This window comes from Rhodanobacter thiooxydans, assembly GCF_021545845.1.
GTDB lineage: Bacteria > Pseudomonadota > Gammaproteobacteria > Xanthomonadales > Rhodanobacteraceae > Rhodanobacter.
This window is the reverse complement of record NZ_CP088923.1, coordinates 96,926-112,344: the sequence shown is the minus strand read 5'-3', so window position 1 is coordinate 112,344 and position 15,419 is coordinate 96,926. Positions and strand designations below refer to the sequence as shown.

Sequence of the window (15,419 nt, the reverse complement as noted above, 5' to 3'; positions counted from 1 at the left end):
CGTCAGGGTGCCCGCCGCAGCTGGAATACCAGCGCGACGGGAACCTCCAGCGCCATGCGGTCGAAGTGCGCGCCGGCGGGAACGTCGGCCGGGTCGAGCATGGGTTCCAGCACCTGTTCGATCTGCAGTCCGAGCGTGGCGCAGGCGCGATGCCAGTGGCTGTACAGATGCGGCGTGTGGCGCACGGCGTAGCTCAGGCCGCCGGCCTTGAAGTCGCGCCGCCAGCCGAGCGCATGGCCGATCGGATGCACGTCGCTCAACAGCAGCGTGCCGCCGGGCCGGGTCACCCGGCGCAGCTCGGCTAGCGCTGGTTCGAGGTTGTCGAGGTGTCCGACGACCAGGCCGCAGACGGTAAAGTCCGCCTGCGCATCCGGCAGCGGCAGCGCGGCCACGCTGCCCTGCACCAGCGCGACCGGCACGCCGGCATGCAGCGCGGCCAGTTCCGTGTCGGCGCGCTTGAGCATGTGCGGCGAAAGATCCACGCCGGTCACGCGCGCCACGCCGCGGCGCAGCGCGTGCAGCATGTAGCGCCCGCTGCCGCAGCCGACGTCGAGCACGGCCTGCCCGCGCAGGCTGGCGGGCATCAGTGCCAGCATCGCGCGCTCCTCGGCCTGCATCACCGGGTTGTGCGCACGCGCCGGGTAGCCGGGCGCCCACAGCGCGTAGGCCGCGCGCGGTTCGAGTGTGGGCTGGGCGGTCATGGGTAGCACCTGGCTTCGGCAGTGGCATCGCGCGCGCGGTCGTTGCGCGCAGCGACGCGTTCGAGTCCGGGCTCGAGCGCGAGCAGCGCCGGCTCGGCCAGCGCCGCGGCCAGCAGCTTCGGCTTGCCGTCCAGCGTTACCGGCACCGTGTCCACGCCAGCGGCGGCGAACCATGCGGCGAAATCCGGATCGGCGATGCGCGGCACGCCGTCGCGCACCACCGCGCGGATGTCGCTGCGGCGGACGCCGGTCAGGCTGCCGGCCGGGCCCCCACCGCGGTCCTCGACGATCACCAGGTCGGCCCGCGCGCCCGGCGCAAGGCTGCCGCGCGAAGGCAGGCGCAGGATGCGCGCGGCCGCGGTGGTGGCCAGCTCCAGCACCTGCATGGGGCCGAGCTCGCCGCGCTCGACCACGCCGCGCATCTCCTCGAGCAGGTCGCGCGCGCCGCTGAGCCGCGAGTCGCTGCCCAGCGCCAGCCGCCCCGCCGCGCACAGCCGCCGCGGGTCGAGCGAACGCCCGAGCAGGCGGTGGTTGCTGGTCGGGCACCACACCACCGCCGCGCCGCTGGCGAGCACGCGGTCGATGTCGCATTCGCGCAGGCCCACGCCGTGCACCAGCACGCTGTTCGCGGCGAGACAGCCCAGTTGATCCAGCTGATCGAGTTCCGCTTGCGCGATGGCGTCGGTGCCCTCGGCCAGGTGGATCAGCCACGGGCGATCGGCAGGCGTGGCGGCAAAGCTCTCCTGCACCGGCGGCCCGTAACCGGGCCAGCCCGGCGCGTAGCTCCAGCCGTAGTCGCGCAGCAGCGCCACCGGGAAATCCAGCGCGTCCAACGCCGCGTGCCAGGGGTCGTGATGCGCCACGCAGGTGACTCCGGCAAGCAGGTTCTTCAGCGCGCCGTGGCGCAGCCGCCGCGCCTTCGGCACCCGCAGCGCGGCGGCCACGGCGGGGTCGGCGAAGTGCGCCTGGAACGCCGCGATCCAGGCGTAGCTGTTGGGGAACGGCGCGCCGTGGCGCAGCGGCGGCACGGCGTTGACGTGCAGGTGCTCGTGCGCGTTGACCAGGCCGGGAAAGATCAGGTGGTCGCGCAGGTCGATGCGCCAGGCCCGCGCGGCCAGCGAAGCGCCGATGCGCCCGGCGCGGATCGGCAGCGGCGCGCGCGAGGTTGCCGCCGGCGTGACCGTCGCCGCGCGGCACAGGCTGACATCCAGCGCGGCCTGCAGCACGTCCATCGCTCAGCGCCGCCGCAGCACGATCAGAAAGTGATCGCCCATGTCGCGCAGCAGCGGCAGCGCGCCGAAGCGGTCGTCGAGCCGGCCCAGCCGCTCGCACCAGCGCGGGTGGCGGCGGCAGTAGTCGACCAGGTAGGGCGGCGGCATGAACAGGCTCAGCGCGCGATAGCCGGCCAGCGCGAAGTGGCCGGCGAACGCGCGGTAGAACTCGCGCGGCAGGTAATAGCAGGCCCACACCGTGTGGCGGTTCATGCCCACCGCGGTGGCGCCGCGCGCGGCGCGCACACCGGCGCGGCGGAAGCGGCCGCGCAGCGCGTAGTGCCCCAGTTCCCACGGGCAGATCCGACCCATCACCGAGAACACCAGTCGGCCGCCGGGGCGCAGCAGACGCGCGCACTCGGCCGCCACGCCGGCGAGGTCCGACACGCAGTTCAGCGGGCCGAAGTTCGAGTAGATGCCATCGAACGCGTCGTCGAGCCGGTCCAGCTGCTGGATGCCGAGGTGGATGGCGCGCACCTGCGGCGACAGGCTCGCCGCCGCCGCGCGCGCCCGGGTGCGCTCGACCATCCGCGGCGACCAGTCGCTGGCGACGACCTGGTGGCCGCGGCGCGCGAACTCGACGGCGTCGATGCCGGTGCCGCAGCCGAGGTCGAGCAGGCGCGCGGCGACCGGGAACTCGCCCTGCATGGTGTCCCACATGGTCAGGCGCATGCGCTGGATCAGCTCGTTGTTGCCGCGCGGGCCGTCGTAGTCCGCGGCGACGCTGTCGAAGGCATGCTGCGTGTCGAGCAGCTGCGCGTCGTCCAGCGACATGCCGGCGCCTTCGAGTTTGTGCTGTCCGTTCATGCCCATCCGCGTTCCGCCGCCTCGATGGCTCTGGCCGTGAGTGCCGGCCGTGGCCGCTTTGGTTGAATGCGCGGCGGTCACGCCCGCGAACGCCGCGCCACGTCCCGCGCCAGCGCCGCGGAGGCGCCCAGGAACAGCGCCAGCAGCAGGCCGAGGCCATAGGTCAGCTCGGGGTTCGGGAAGGCCTGCTTCTCCGGCACATAGGCCGGCCACACCATCGAGGTGTCGTAGGTGTAGGCCGGCCCGAGGCGCTCGACGAGATCGTTGCGCTGCTGGGTCAGGCCGCGCACCTCTTCGTTCTTGTTGGCCAGCAACAGGCTGGCCAGCACCGGGTTTGCCATGTCCTTGCCGCCAACCGCGTGCAAGCCGCCCGGCTCGGCCGCCTGCTGGTAGCGGGCGTGGTCGGCCTCGGCGGTGCCCAAGTCGGCTTCGATCCGCACCAGCCGCGCGCGAGCCGCCTGCAGCGGCGGCTCCTCCAGCTCCCGGTGCACCGCGCGCAGCCGCGCCACCGTGGCCGCAGCGAGTTCGCCGGCCTGCTGGGGCGAGTAGGCGCGCACGGTCAGCTTGACCAGCGAGCCGGCGTAGAGCATCGGTTCCAGCTTCAGGCTGTTGCGGTAGAGCCGCGCCACCGGCGTGGTTTTCGCGTAGCCGGCGCTGGCCAGCACCTGGTTCTGGAACGGCACCAGCTGCAGCCGCTCGGTGACCCGCTGCAGCGGCTCGACCTTCGGGTCCTGGCCCGCCGGCACCGAGCCGACCTGCGCGATCTGGATCCACGCGGTCGCTTCCCACTGGCGTTTCACCAAATGTGCGAAGGCGTAGGTGCAGGCCAGGGTCAGCACCAGCACCAGCACGAACCACTGCCACTGGCGGGTGAAGATCCGCCACAGGTCGATCAGGTAGATTTCATCGCGTTCCATGGTTCGCCACTCGCTGGGTGGAAGGTGAAGGGGCCAATGCGCGCCGGTTCGGCAGCCAGCTGGCGATGACCGGCAGCACCAGGCAGATGCCGATGAAGCCGGCGTTGGTCCAGGTGAATGCCTGCGGCGCGAACGGCGACATCACGCCGACATAGGTCATGCGCAGGAACATCAGCAGGGAGAACAGCGGCACCGCCGGGCGCAGCCGCTGCACGCTCCACAGCAGCAGCGCGTACAGCGCGAACACCGACAGCGCGGCGCCCACCGGACCGAACGCCAGCAGGAACGGGAAGAACTCGGTGCCCACGTTGATGTTCGACGCATCCAGCGGGATGCCGGTGCCGGCGGTCGCCACCGAGCCGTGCAGCGGCACCAGCTGGTTGATCAGGAAGTCGGGGTTGCGGTAGCCCTTGGCCAGGATCGCGCTGAAGTTGTAGGGGCCGGCGCTGGCGTACAGCAGCAGCCATTTGATGGCTTGCGGCGCGGCGTGGTACGCCGCACTGAACGGCAGCGTGACGTGGTCCAGCGGCCCCGAGCGCAGCATGCCGAGGATCGAGAAGATGCTGCTGCCGGCGAGCGCCAGCAGCAGCAGCGTTTTCCACGGCAGCGGCCGCGCCTCGTCACGGCGCAGCACCAGCACCAGCGCGAACGAGAAGAAGGTGGCGAACAGCCGGTTGCGGTCGATCACCAGCACCGGGAACACGAAGCCGATGGCGATCAGCGCAATGCGCAGCCGCCGGCTGCGTGCGCACAGCAGGCCGATCGGCGGCAGCACCCAGCACATGTCCGAGACGTGCCGCACGTGCGCGCGGCCGCCGTCCATCACCGCATAGGCCGAGGGCTTGTCGAACAGCGGGATCGGGAACAGCGTAAGGTCGAGCACGCAGAACAGTACGATCAGCCAGGCCAGCGCCAGCGCAAGGAACGCCTCGCGGGTGCCGGCGTAGTGGCGCGCGCGGAAACGCGCGAACTCCGGCAGCCGCACGCCCGCCTGCACGTCGAACAGGATGATCACCGCCGCGAGCAGGGCCAGCAGCAACAGGCCCTGCAGGTAGTCGACGGAAAGGTCATAGGTGAACCAGGTCAGCCCGCAGGCGAACAGCAGCGGCAGGCTGAGCCAGCTGGAGGGAAGCCGCAGCAGCTGTTTCATGGCAGCCCCGCGTGGGGCGGCGGCGACGGCGGCCGGGTGCGCGCCGCCAGCACCAGCGACAGGTAGGCCGCCACGTGCGCCAGCAGCGGCCCCGGCCGGCGCTGCAGGAAGGCGATCTTGGCGTCGATGTAGTGCGCCTGCGCGCGCAGCAGGGTGCGGTACGGTTCGTCGAACAGGCCGGCGCGGCGCAGCGCGATGTGCCGCGATTCGGCGAGGTTGCCCAGGCGCGTCTCCAGGTGCCGGGTGCGGCTCAGGTTCGCGTCGTGCATGCGGTAGGCGCACACGCCGACGTCGATGAAGCCGAGCGCGTCGCGCGCGGCCAGGCGCAGGAACAGGTCCCAGTCCTCGATGCGCAGCCCCTCGCTCCAGCGGTCGACGGTGTCCAGCGCGCTCTTGCGGATCAGCGCGACCGGCCCGCCCACCGCCCACTGCCGGATCACCGCGCGACGGATGCCGTCGTCGGAGCGGTACAGGCTCTTGTCGGCGCCGTGCAGGTCGCACATGCCGCTGTCGTGCAGCTTGCGGTCGTCCTGGTCGACCACGATCGAATCGCCGATCACCGCGCCCTTGCCCGGGTGTTCCTGCAGGTAGCGGACCTGGGCGTCGAGCCCGCCGGGCAGCAGATAGTCGTCGCTGGCGCCTGGGCGCAGGAACTCGCCGTTCGCGCGCGCCGCCAGTTCGTTGAGGGTCGCGGCGATGCCGCGGTTCCCGCGCTGCACGTACTCGATCGGGATGTCCATGCAGTGCGTCGCCACCCAGTCGGCGATGAGCGCGCCGGTGCGGTCGGTCGAGCCGTCGTCGATGATGATCAGCTCCTTCGCCGGGTACGGGTCTTCCAGCACGCTGTCCAGGCAGCGGCGCACGAAGCGCTCGTGGTTGAACGCCGGAATCAGCACCGAGACCAGCGGCGGCGCGGCGCTTACGGATACGTCGTACGCCATCTCACAGCCCTCCCAGGTAGCGCCGCACGACCAGCAGGTTGAAGGCGAGGTAGCCGAGGTAGTTGGCGGCGAAGGCGTACATCGCGCCGACCAGGCCGAAGCGCGCGGTGAACACGTAGACCAGCGCCAGGTAGCTGGCCGCGAACACGCACTCGGAGATCACGAACAGCCGCGTCATGGCCTTGGCCAGCATCACGTAGGAAAGGATGAAGGCGGCGATCTTGATGACGTCGCCGACCAGCTGCGGCGCGTACAGCGCATTGGCCGGCGCGAAGTCCGCGCTGAACAGCCAGCGCGTCAGCGGCTCGCGCAGCAGGTACACCGAGGCGGCCAGGAGCACCACCACCGGCAGGATGTAACGGTACGCATGGCGCAGCTCGGCCAGCAGCGCGTCGCGCCCCTGGATCGAGGCCAGCTTGGGCAGGTAGTAGATGTTGATGGCCGCGGTGAGGAACAGCAGGTAGGCGTCCGACACCTTGCCCACCGCCTGCCAGTAACCGACCTGTTGCCAGCCCAGCTGCAGCGCGAGGTGGTCGCGCACCGCGATGTTCACCAGCGGCGAGACCAGCGCGGCGGTGAGCGTCATCACCGAGAACGCGGCCAGCCGCCAGGTCATCTCGCGGTCGAAGCGCAGCCGCAGCATGCTGCGCCGGAAGTACGGGCTGCGCCACCACGCCGGCAGCCCGACCAGCAGCCACAGCAGCTGGCCCAGCACCAGCGCCAGCAGCGCGCCGTACAGCTGCAGCCAGCGCGCCAGCGCGATCACCGTGGCGATGCTGAGCAGCGAGCCCAGCACCTGGATCAGCGCCAGCCGGCGCACGTCCATGAAGCCGTTGACCACGGCCAGAATGTAGTTGACCAGCGCGATGCCGAGCTGGGCCACGGCCAGCACGCGGATCAGCCCCGCGTAGGCCGGGTCGTCGAGCAGCCACGACGCCAGCGGCCGGCTGAACGCCAGCGCCAGGCAACCCATCAGCAGCGAGGCGCACAGCGCGTACCACAGCGCGGCGGCCAGCAGGCGCGCGAGGCGCTGTGGATCCTCGCGGTATTCGGCCACGTACTTCACGATGCCGGCGCTGATGCCGCCGCCGGCCAGCACCGCCAGCAGCGACATCAGGCTCATGAACTGGCCCAGCTTGCCCACGCCCTCCGGCCCGGCGAACCACGCCACCAGCTTGACCACCACCAGCGCCGCCAGCAGCCGCGCCGCGGTGGCCAGGCCGGAGTAGAAGCCGGCGCGCGCGATGTTCATGGCGGACACCGGAATGCCTGGCAGGCGTCGATCACCCGCTGCACCGCCTCGTCGCCCAGCGTGGGGTCCATCGGCAGGCTCAGCACTTCGTCATGCAGGCGTTCGGTCAGCGGCAGCCGCAGCTGGTACAGCTCCGGGTAGGCCGGCTGCCGGTGCGGCGGCACCGGGTAGTGCACCTGGCTGTGGATGCCGTGCGCGAGCAGGTGCCGCTGCAGCGCGTCGCGCCGGGCGCAGCGCACCACGAACAGGTGCCAGGCGTGGCCCTCCTCGTGCGTCACCTGCGGCAGCCGGATCTGCGCATGGCGGATGCCATCGCGGTAGCGGCGCGCCACTGCGCGGCGACGCGCGACATCCTCGTCGAGGTGGCGCAGCTTCACCCGCAGCATCGCCGCCTGGATCTCGTCCAGCCGCGAGTTGACGCCCTGCCAGAGGTGGCGGTACTTCACCTCGGAGCCGTAGTTGCGCAGCGCCGCGACTTGTCGCGCCAGCTGCGCGTCGGCGGTCACCACCGCGCCACCGTCACCCAGCGCGCCGAGGTTCTTGGCCGGGAAGAAGCTGAAGGCCGCCGCGTCGCCGAACGCGCCGGCGCGGCGGCCGTCGCACGCCGCGCCATGCGCCTGCGCGGCGTCCTCGATCAGCAGCAGCCGGTGCCGCTGCGCCAGCGCCGCCAGCGCCGGCATGTCGGCCAGCTGGCCGTACAGGTGCACCGCCATGATCGCGCGTGTGCGCGGCCCGATCGCCGCCTCCACGCAGGCCGGGTCGAGGTTGAAGCTCGACGGGTCGGGCTCCACCGGCACCGGCAGCAGCCGGTTCGCGCTGACCGCGAGGAAGCCGGCGATGAAGGTGTTGCCCGGCACGATCACCTCGTCGCCCTCGCGCAGCGCGCCGAGCTGCCGGTAGCCGCGCAGGATCAGCGCCAGCGCATCCAGTCCGTTGCCCACGCCCAGCGCGTGCGGCACGCCGCACCAGGCGGCGAACTCGCGCTCGAACGCCGCCAGCTCCGCGCCCATCACGTACCAGCCCGAGTCGATCACCCGCGCCACCGCCGCCTTCAGCTCGTCGGCGTGGCGCGCGTTGATCGCCCCGACGTCGAGGAACGGCACGTCGGCCAGGGCGACTTCGCTCACGGCGCCGGCCATCACAGCGGCCACTCGTAGAAGTCGTGCACCACCGCGCGCGCGCCGAAGTATTCCTTCTGCGTGACCAGGCCGCCGTTGAGCACGCGTCCTTCCTGCTCGGTGGAAATGCCGAAGCTGAAGTACGCGCGGTCGGCGTAGACGCCGCCGATCAGTTCGGCCAGCAGGAAGCTGAGCGCGCCGGCACTGCGGCCCTGCTCCGACACGGCCATGTACTGGGTGTGCGCGACCTTGCCGAGGTCGTAGACCAGCACGCCCGCCAGCAGCTCGCCCTCGCGGCGCGCCTCGTGCAGCACCAGCTGCTGCGGGAAGCGCGCCTGCAGCAGGCGCAGTTCCGCCAGGCTGTGGGTCGGCCGCGCGTCGTGCTTGCGCAGCACCTCGCTCAGCAGCGCGTGGAACTGTGCCGGGTCGGCGGCGGGCTTGAGCTCGATGCCGGCCTTGCGCGCCTTGTTGACCGCGCGCTGGCGGCCCTGCGAGAAGTGGAACGCCTCGCGCAGCGCGATCGCCGAGGAGAGGTCGCGCCGCTGCAGCCGCGCGCCCAGGCAGTGCAGCGCGTACAGGTCCTCCTCGGCCGGGTAGGCGTGGAAGATGTGCGGCACCGCCTTGTAGATCACCCGCTCCACGCCGAGCGCGCGGTAGTGGCGGGCGATCTGCCCGAACACGCCCAGCGTCGACTCGGCGCGCAGCTCCTGCGTGGTGAGCAGCCCGGCGTAGGTGAGGCCGGCGTGGCTGGTCACCACGCTGCCATGGCGGCTGGCGGGGAACACCGCCACCGCCTCGCCGTGCCGCTCGACCACCAGCGACTGGTCGACGAAGCGCTCGGCGTGGTAATCCATGTAGCCGCGCCGGTGCAGCAGGTTGCCGTTGCGCGAACGCCCGACCAGCGCGTCCCAGGCCTGCACGTCGGCAGCGGTGTAGGGCCTAACGCTGCACATCGGCGGCTCCCTCCGCATCGTCGGCGGTGGCCAGGCCGAAGCCGTCCACGCCCATGTCGTTGCCGTTGTAGAACATCAGCAGCCGGTCGCGCCGGCGGATCAGCGCGGGGTAGCACAGCGTGCGCGAGTCCCAGCCGCTGGTGGACAGCGCGATGCCCAGGCTCGCGTCGCGACGCTGCCACGCGATGCCGTCGTCGCTGGCGGCGACGCCGGGAAAGTAGTCGCCATTGAGGTTGCCGCGGGTGAAGTACATCAGGTAGCGGCTGCCGTAGCGGTACACGCGCGGCCGGCCGATGCGGTATTCGCTGCCCTGCGGGCGCAGGCAGACCTGGTCCGCACGCGGGATCGCAGAGAGGTCGTCCGTCGCCACGTGGCGGATGTGGTAGCGCGGGAACGGCTGGCCGCCGATGCTTTCCCAGTCGTCGCCCACCGCGTACCACAGGCGCCAGCGGCCGTTCTCGTACATGGCCGTATGCACCGCGGCGATGGTGCTGCGGCCGGGCGCGCGATCCAGCATCGGGGTGTCCTGGGTGCGCTGGAAGCTGTTGCCGCCGTCGCGCGAGATGGCCAGACCGGTGAAGGCCAGGAACTTGGCGCGGGCCACGCGCTGGAAACCGACGTAGAACAGGTGCAGGCCGCCCGGCGCGTCGACCAGGTCGCCCAGGATCATGCCGCTGTCGTCGAAGCAGCCGCCCCGGCCGATGTCGAGCACCGGCTCGGCGCTGACCCGCACCACCTTCGCGGGGTCGTCCGCGCGTACGTCGACGTAGCCGATCCGGCTGACCCCGTCGGCGTCGCGAAAGCCCGCATAGACGCGGATGAGCTCGTCGTCGAGGCGGTACGGCGTGGGGGTGAGCGCCGAGTGGCGCATCCAGCCGCCCACCCCCTGCCGCGCGGTGTCGAAGATCAGCCCTTGCTTGGCCCAGGCGAACATGCGCGCGTCACAGCCTCACGTCGAGGCTGGACTTGCCGGGCAGCGCATGCGCCGGCGAGCCGACGTAGACGCGGCCCGGCTCGGTGTCACGGGTCACCAGCGCGCCGGCGCCGATCACGTTGTCGGCGGCGACTTTCACGTGGTCGTTGAAGGTGCTGTTCACGCCCACGAAGCTGCTCTGGCCGATCTCGCAGTAGCCGGAGATGACGGCGTGCGAGGCGACGAACACGTGGTCGTGCACCACCGTGCGGTGGCCCACGTGGTTGCCGCTCCACAGCACGCAGTTGTCGCCGATGCGCACGAACGGCTGCACCACGTTGCCCTCGAAGATGAAGCTGTTCTCGCCCACCTCGGCGTTGCGCCACACGAAGGCGCGCGAACTCACGTAGCTGGCCAGTCGGTAGCCGCGGCGCTTCGCATCGAGGTAGAAGCGCGTGCGCAGGCGGTTCAGCTGGCTGGCCGGTATCGCGACGAACACGTCGAACCCGGCTGGCGGGTAATGTGCTTCCAGCGTCTCGTACGCCACCACCGGGCGGCCGGCCAGCTGCGGCTGCGCGAGGTAGTCGCGCTCGACGCTGAAGGCGACCACGTCGCGGTCGCCGTCGTGCTCGAAGTACTCGCAGGCGATCTGCGCGAACTCGCCCGCGCCGACGAGGACTAGAGGCTTTGGCATGCGGCCAGGCCCTCCTGGTACACCGGGCCGCGCACCTCGCGCAGGAACGCCGCGTAGTCGGTGATGTAGTCGGCCGGGTCGTACACGTGGTCGGCCAGCACCATCAGCACGCAGTCTTCGCTGAAGTCGTACAGCTCGCGCCACACCATGCTGCCCAGGTGCAGGCCGTACGCGGGGTCGTCGAGCACCACCTGCACCTTGCCCGTGCCGTCGTCCAGCAGAAAGGTGACCGAGCCGCGCACCGCCACCGCCAGCTGGTTGAGGTGGCGGTGCGCATGCCGGCCGCGGTGCACGCCGTCGTGGGTGGCGAACAGGTAGTACACGCGCCGGATCACGAACGGCACGTTCCGGTCCTGCTCCAGGGCGACCAGCATGCCGCGGCTGTCGCCGTGCTTCTGCAACGGGATGCGTTCGATTTCCATGTTCCGGGCCCGGCAGTGATGTCGAGGGGAGGACCGACCTCACTGGGTGCCGCCCGGCGCGCGAAAGGTTGCGGCGGGAACCTCGCCGGGCGGCAGCGACTCCGATGTCATGCGGGCGACGCTCACGGCGGCCGCGCCGGACTCGCGGCGGCTACCTTGGGACCCTGCATCCATGACATGCTCTGGCCAGCGCAGCACGATGGAAACTCCCCGCGCCTTCCCGCCCGGGTGGGCGCGAACGCCGCCGGCATCAATACTGGCCGTTTCATCACGCACCGATGGGCTTGACGACGCTCTGGCAAGCAGCACGGTCCCCCGCCGCACCCCGGCTTGCGGTGCGCTCCGGCCGGTGTGGCGCGCGTGCGGCTGAGGCGCCGGTGACGCGGCCGCACGTGTATCGCGCGCGCGGCAGTCGGGTCTTCCGCGGCGCGCTCGCGCTGCTGCTCGCCGCGGCCAGCCTGGCGCCGGCGCTGCATGCGCAGGTCGCCTTCAACGGCGCGGCCGCGCTCAGCTCGCAACTGGTGGACCGCGGCCAGGCGATGACCCCCGACACGCCGATCCTGCAGGGCACTGCCTCGTGGACCTTCCCGGCCGGCTGGTCGCTGGGCCTGTCCGGCAGCACGCGGCTACGTTCGCCCGGCCGCCTGCTGGCGGCGCTGGCGCAGGCCTCGCGGCAATGGGCGCCGGCCGGCAACTGGCAGATGCAGGCGAACCTGCTTTATTACCGCTACCAGGGCAGCTCGCGCTCGCGCGCGTTCGACCGCGCCGAGGCGGGGCTGAGCTGGAGCTATCGCGACGTGCTGACCCTCGGCCTGTCGGCAATCCACGTGACCGGCGGCCGGAACCGGCTGCGCGGCGCCGCGGACGCCAGCCTGCAGTGGCCGCTGACGCGCGAGCTTTCGCTGTCCGCCGGCGCGGGTATCGCGCAGGCCCCGATCGCGCCGTACGATAGCTACGGCTACGACCGCCCGGGCCCCTCCGAATACGCCCGCGCCGGCAGCTACCGCCAGCGCCCGGCGGCGGAGTTCCGGCGCTACGGCCACCTCGGGCTGCTGTGGAGCCGCGGGGCCTGGCGGGTGGAAGCCCAGCGCATCCTGGCCGACCCGCGGACGCGCTGGCAATCGGACGCCTTGGACGCCTCGCCGTGGGTGCTCACCGTCTCGCGCTCGTTCTGACCCGGAGGCAACCTTTCCGCACTGACGCGGCACCCATCCAGCAACCCGGCACCGTCCCTCGACCCAAGCGAGGATCCCATGCATGACGACGAGCTCGACTCCGACGTCACCGACCGCATGCTGCTGCAGCGCATGTCAGGCGGTGATCGTGCCGCGCTGGGCATCCTGTACCGCAGCTACCACGGCCGGCTGTGCCGCTTCCTCGGCCGCCTGACCCGCCGCGCCGACGTGATCGAGGAAGTCATCAACGACTGCTTCTGGATCGCCTGGCAGAAGGCCGGCAGCTTCCACGGCGACTCGCGCGTCTCCACCTGGCTGATGGGCATCGCCTACCGCAGCGGGCTGAAGACCCTGCGCCAGTACGGCGACGCGCCGGTGGAGGACGATCCCCGCCGCGAGGAGCGCAGCGCCGTCCACGACCTGGACGAGGACCGCGAACTGCGCGACTGGCTGAGCAAGGGGCTCGACCGCCTGTCGGCGGACCAGCGCGTGGTGATCGAGCTGGTCTACGGCGTGGGGCACAGCCTGGACGAGGTGGCGGTAATCATGCAGTGTCCGGTGGGCACGGTGAAGGCGCGTCTGTTCCATGCGCGGGTCAAGCTGCGCAACGTGCTGCCGAGCCTGGCCGGCGAGCCGCCCCAACACACCGAGGCCATGCCATGACGTTCCCGCTGGATTCCGGCAAGGACTGCGTACGCGCCTGGGAAATGATGCCGTGGGTGCTGCAGGACAGCGCCACGGCGGAACAGGGCGCGTGGCTGGAAGGCCACCTGGCGCAATGCGCGGCCTGCCGCGCGGAGTTCGCCCAGCAGGGCCGGCTGCGGCTGGCGCTGTCGCTGCCGGCGCAGCTCGCGCCCGACGTCGAGGCCGGACTGGGCCGCCTGCTGCAGCGCCTCGACGCGCCCGCGGCGCCGGCTGCCCCGGCGCGCCCGCGCGCGGCCGGCTGGATCAACCGCGCGCTGGTCGCCGCGGTGCTGGTGCAGGCGCTCGGTATCGGCATCCTCGGCGTGAAGCTGTGGTCGGCGGACGGCGCGCCCGCCTATCGCACGCTGAGCCAGCCAAGCCAGCCCGCGCTGGCGGGGACGATCCGCGTGGTGCCCGACGCCGGCATGACGCTGGCCGACTGGAACGCGCTGCTGCACGCGCTGCGGCTGCAGGTGGTGGCCGGCCCCAACGACGTCGGCGCCTATACGGTGGCGCCGGCCAGTTCCGCCTCGACCACGCAGCAGGCGCTGCAGCAGCTGCGCAGCACGCGCGGCATCGTGCTGGCGGAGCCCCTTGCCACGCCATGAAGCGCGGCCTGCCCGTTCTCGTCATGGCGCTCGCCCTGGCCGCGTGCGCGTCCACCCCGCCGCAGGCCACCGGCCCCGGCCGCATGACGGCCGGCGACGCGGCCGCGATGGACAGCCAGCGCGACATCATCCTGGCGGTCGCCAACCCGCTGCAGTCGCCGCCGATCCACGCCGGCTCCAGCGTGCTCGGCTACGCCCCGTCGCGCTACTACGGCGCCGGCCAGCAGGCGGCCTCGACGCTGGCCGCGCTGCGCCAGCGCTACGCCTTCAGCGAGCTCGCCGGCTGGCCGATCAAGGCACTCAAGCTGTACTGCATCGTGCTGCAGCCGCCGCCCGGCACCAGCCGCGACAGCCTGCTGCAGGCGCTCGCCGCGGACCGCCGCGTGCAGCTGGCGCAACCGCTGCACGACTACGCCGTGTACGCGAAAAGCGCCGGCGGCGGGCACGCGTACAACGACCCCTACGTCGGCCTGCAGCGCGGCTTCATCGAGACCGAGGCGGCGCGCGCGCACCGCTACAGCGAGGGTCGCGGGGTGCGCGTGGCGGTGGTCGACACCGGCGTCGACCTGACCCATCCCGACCTCCAGGGGCGCATCCACGACGCGCACAACCTGGTCGACGACGACGCGGCGGCGTTCGACCACGACAGCCACGGCACCGAGGTCGCCGGCGTCATCGCCGCGGTCGGCGACAACCACCTGGGCATCGTGGGCATCGCCCCGCAGGCCCAGCTCAGCGTGTACAAGGCCTGCTGGTATCCGTCCGCGCCGAATGCCGGCGCGCGCTGCAACTCCTTCACGCTGGCCAAGGCGCTGGCTGCGATCATCGACACCGACGACCGCATCATCAACCTGAGCCTCGGTGGCCCCGCCGACCCGCTGCTCGACCTGCTGCTGGTGCAGATCCTGCAGCAGGGCCGCATCGTGGTCGCCGCGATCCCGCCGGAGGGCAACCTGGCGGGTTTCCCCGACAGCACGCCCGGCGTGTTGCTGGTCAGGGTGAGCGGCCCGTCGGCGGCGCCGCCCGGCGTGCTCAGCGCGCCCGGCCACGACATCCTGACCACCCAGCCCGGCGGCGGCTACGACTTCACCTCCGGGCCATCGATGGCCGCGCCGCACGTGAGCGGCATGGCCGCCCTGCTGCTGTCGCTGGCGCCGAGGCTGGACGTGCGCGCGATCCGCGACCTGCTGCTACGCAGCAGCAGACTCTCCGGCGGCGTGCTGCAAGTGAACGCCGCCACCGCCGTGACGGAACTGCGCGGCACGCCGCAAGCCTCCCGCTGAGCGGGCGGCGCCCTATCGGGCGGCAGTTCGCCTGGTGGTTTTTACACAGCGCATTCACCCGGCTGATCGCAATGTAACCCGGCGCCCAGGTGCGGGTGCCACGGTCAGGAGCATCCCATGTCGCCGAAGCGGCACGCCGACTTGAGCCAGGAGTTCGTCGAGCAGCAGCGCCTGCGCCTGCTGGCGTTGCGCAAGCAGTTGCTTGGCGGCGAGGAAAACGATCTGGCCGGCAAGCGGGCGTTCCAGCTGCAGCATGGCGATGGCGAAGAGGCCGAAGAAGAAGAGGACGACGCGCAGGATCTGTCGCGGCGGGAAGTCGACCAGGCCCTGCACAACGTGGACGATCGCCGCGTGGCGAACATCGAGCGTGCGCTGCAGAAAATCGCAGAAGGCAGCTACGGCCGGTCGGACCTCAGCGGCGAGCCGATCCCGCGGGCCCGGCTCGAAAGCGCACCCGAAGCGAACCTCACCGTGCAGGAAGAACGCCGCCAGGAGGCCGACGCGGCGCGCTAGTCCGTCCGACGGAGCAG

General features: G+C 71.7%; 17 protein-coding genes. 5 read left to right on the top strand and 12 right to left on the bottom strand.

Annotation, left to right across the window (positions count from 1 at the left end):
- Positions 1 to 2 precede the first annotated feature (2 nt).
- The 12 genes from LRK53_RS00510 to LRK53_RS00455 form a co-directional block, all read right to left on the bottom strand.
- Positions 3 to 701, bottom strand: coding sequence for a class I SAM-dependent methyltransferase (locus LRK53_RS00510; RefSeq protein ID WP_027491255.1), 699 nt, complete (start codon positions 699 to 701; stop codon positions 3 to 5).
- The gene (locus LRK53_RS00505) at positions 698 to 1,933 is read right to left on the bottom strand and encodes an amidohydrolase family protein (protein ID WP_027491254.1); all 1,236 of its coding nucleotides are present in this window, start codon (positions 1,931 to 1,933) and stop codon (positions 698 to 700) included. The genes LRK53_RS00510 and LRK53_RS00505 overlap by 4 nt, the downstream gene beginning before the upstream one ends.
- 3 nt (positions 1,934 to 1,936) lie before the next feature.
- Entirely contained in the window at positions 1,937 to 2,779 is an 843-nt protein-coding gene (locus tag LRK53_RS00500) for a class I SAM-dependent methyltransferase (RefSeq protein ID WP_235642438.1), read from the bottom strand.
- A gap of 77 nt (positions 2,780 to 2,856) precedes the next feature.
- A complete protein-coding gene (locus tag LRK53_RS00495; protein WP_027491252.1) occupies positions 2,857 to 3,696 on the bottom strand; it encodes a Wzz/FepE/Etk N-terminal domain-containing protein in 840 nt (279 codons plus the stop codon).
- A complete protein-coding gene (locus tag LRK53_RS00490; protein ID WP_027491251.1) occupies positions 3,683 to 4,846 on the bottom strand; it encodes a hypothetical protein in 1,164 nt (387 codons plus the stop codon). The genes LRK53_RS00495 and LRK53_RS00490 overlap by 14 nt, the downstream gene beginning before the upstream one ends.
- Positions 4,843 to 5,787, bottom strand: coding sequence for a glycosyltransferase family 2 protein (locus tag LRK53_RS00485; protein ID WP_027491250.1), 945 nt, complete (start codon positions 5,785 to 5,787; stop codon positions 4,843 to 4,845). The genes LRK53_RS00490 and LRK53_RS00485 overlap by 4 nt, the downstream gene beginning before the upstream one ends.
- Position 5,788: 1 nt before the next feature.
- Positions 5,789 to 7,039, bottom strand: coding sequence for an O-antigen translocase (locus LRK53_RS00480; protein ID WP_027491249.1), 1,251 nt, complete (start codon positions 7,037 to 7,039; stop codon positions 5,789 to 5,791).
- The gene (locus LRK53_RS00475; protein WP_037088774.1) at positions 7,036 to 8,178 is read right to left on the bottom strand and encodes a DegT/DnrJ/EryC1/StrS family aminotransferase; all 1,143 of its coding nucleotides are present in this window, start codon (positions 8,176 to 8,178) and stop codon (positions 7,036 to 7,038) included. The genes LRK53_RS00480 and LRK53_RS00475 overlap by 4 nt, the downstream gene beginning before the upstream one ends.
- Positions 8,178 to 9,110, bottom strand: a complete 933-nt coding sequence (locus LRK53_RS00470) for a GNAT family N-acetyltransferase (RefSeq protein WP_027491247.1) — start codon at positions 9,108 to 9,110, stop codon at positions 8,178 to 8,180. The genes LRK53_RS00475 and LRK53_RS00470 overlap by 1 nt, the downstream gene beginning before the upstream one ends.
- The gene (locus LRK53_RS00465) at positions 9,097 to 10,044 is read right to left on the bottom strand and encodes a glycoside hydrolase family protein (RefSeq protein ID WP_027491246.1); all 948 of its coding nucleotides are present in this window, start codon (positions 10,042 to 10,044) and stop codon (positions 9,097 to 9,099) included. Before LRK53_RS00465 ends, LRK53_RS00470 begins: the two co-directional genes overlap by 14 nt.
- 7 nt (positions 10,045 to 10,051) lie before the next feature.
- Positions 10,052 to 10,717, bottom strand: a complete 666-nt coding sequence (locus LRK53_RS00460; protein ID WP_027491245.1) for an acetyltransferase — start codon at positions 10,715 to 10,717, stop codon at positions 10,052 to 10,054.
- Entirely contained in the window at positions 10,702 to 11,139 is a 438-nt protein-coding gene (locus tag LRK53_RS00455; protein WP_027491244.1) for a sugar 3,4-ketoisomerase, read from the bottom strand. Before LRK53_RS00455 ends, LRK53_RS00460 begins: the two co-directional genes overlap by 16 nt.
- A gap of 377 nt (positions 11,140 to 11,516) precedes the next feature.
- Here LRK53_RS00455 and LRK53_RS00450 point away from each other — a divergent pair, with 377 nt between their 5' ends.
- The 5 genes from LRK53_RS00450 (at position 11,517) to LRK53_RS00430 (ending at position 15,402) form a co-directional block, all read left to right on the top strand.
- Positions 11,517 to 12,314: a hypothetical protein gene (locus LRK53_RS00450; RefSeq protein ID WP_235642437.1), complete on the top strand. Its 798-nt coding sequence runs from the start codon at positions 11,517 to 11,519 to the stop codon at positions 12,312 to 12,314.
- A 78-nt stretch (positions 12,315 to 12,392) separates the two neighbouring features.
- A complete protein-coding gene (locus LRK53_RS00445; RefSeq protein WP_027491242.1) occupies positions 12,393 to 12,977 on the top strand; it encodes a sigma-70 family RNA polymerase sigma factor in 585 nt (194 codons plus the stop codon).
- A complete protein-coding gene (locus LRK53_RS00440) occupies positions 12,974 to 13,606 on the top strand; it encodes an anti-sigma factor (protein ID WP_027491241.1) in 633 nt (210 codons plus the stop codon). Before LRK53_RS00445 ends, LRK53_RS00440 begins: the two co-directional genes overlap by 4 nt.
- Complete coding sequence (locus LRK53_RS00435; RefSeq protein WP_027491240.1) at positions 13,603 to 14,889, top strand: S8 family serine peptidase; 1,287 nt, start codon at positions 13,603 to 13,605, stop codon at positions 14,887 to 14,889. Before LRK53_RS00440 ends, LRK53_RS00435 begins: the two co-directional genes overlap by 4 nt.
- A gap of 117 nt (positions 14,890 to 15,006) precedes the next feature.
- On the top strand, positions 15,007 to 15,402 hold the full coding sequence (locus tag LRK53_RS00430; protein ID WP_027491239.1) for a TraR/DksA family transcriptional regulator: 396 nt from the start codon (positions 15,007 to 15,009) through the stop codon (positions 15,400 to 15,402).
- Positions 15,403 to 15,419 lie beyond the last annotated feature (17 nt).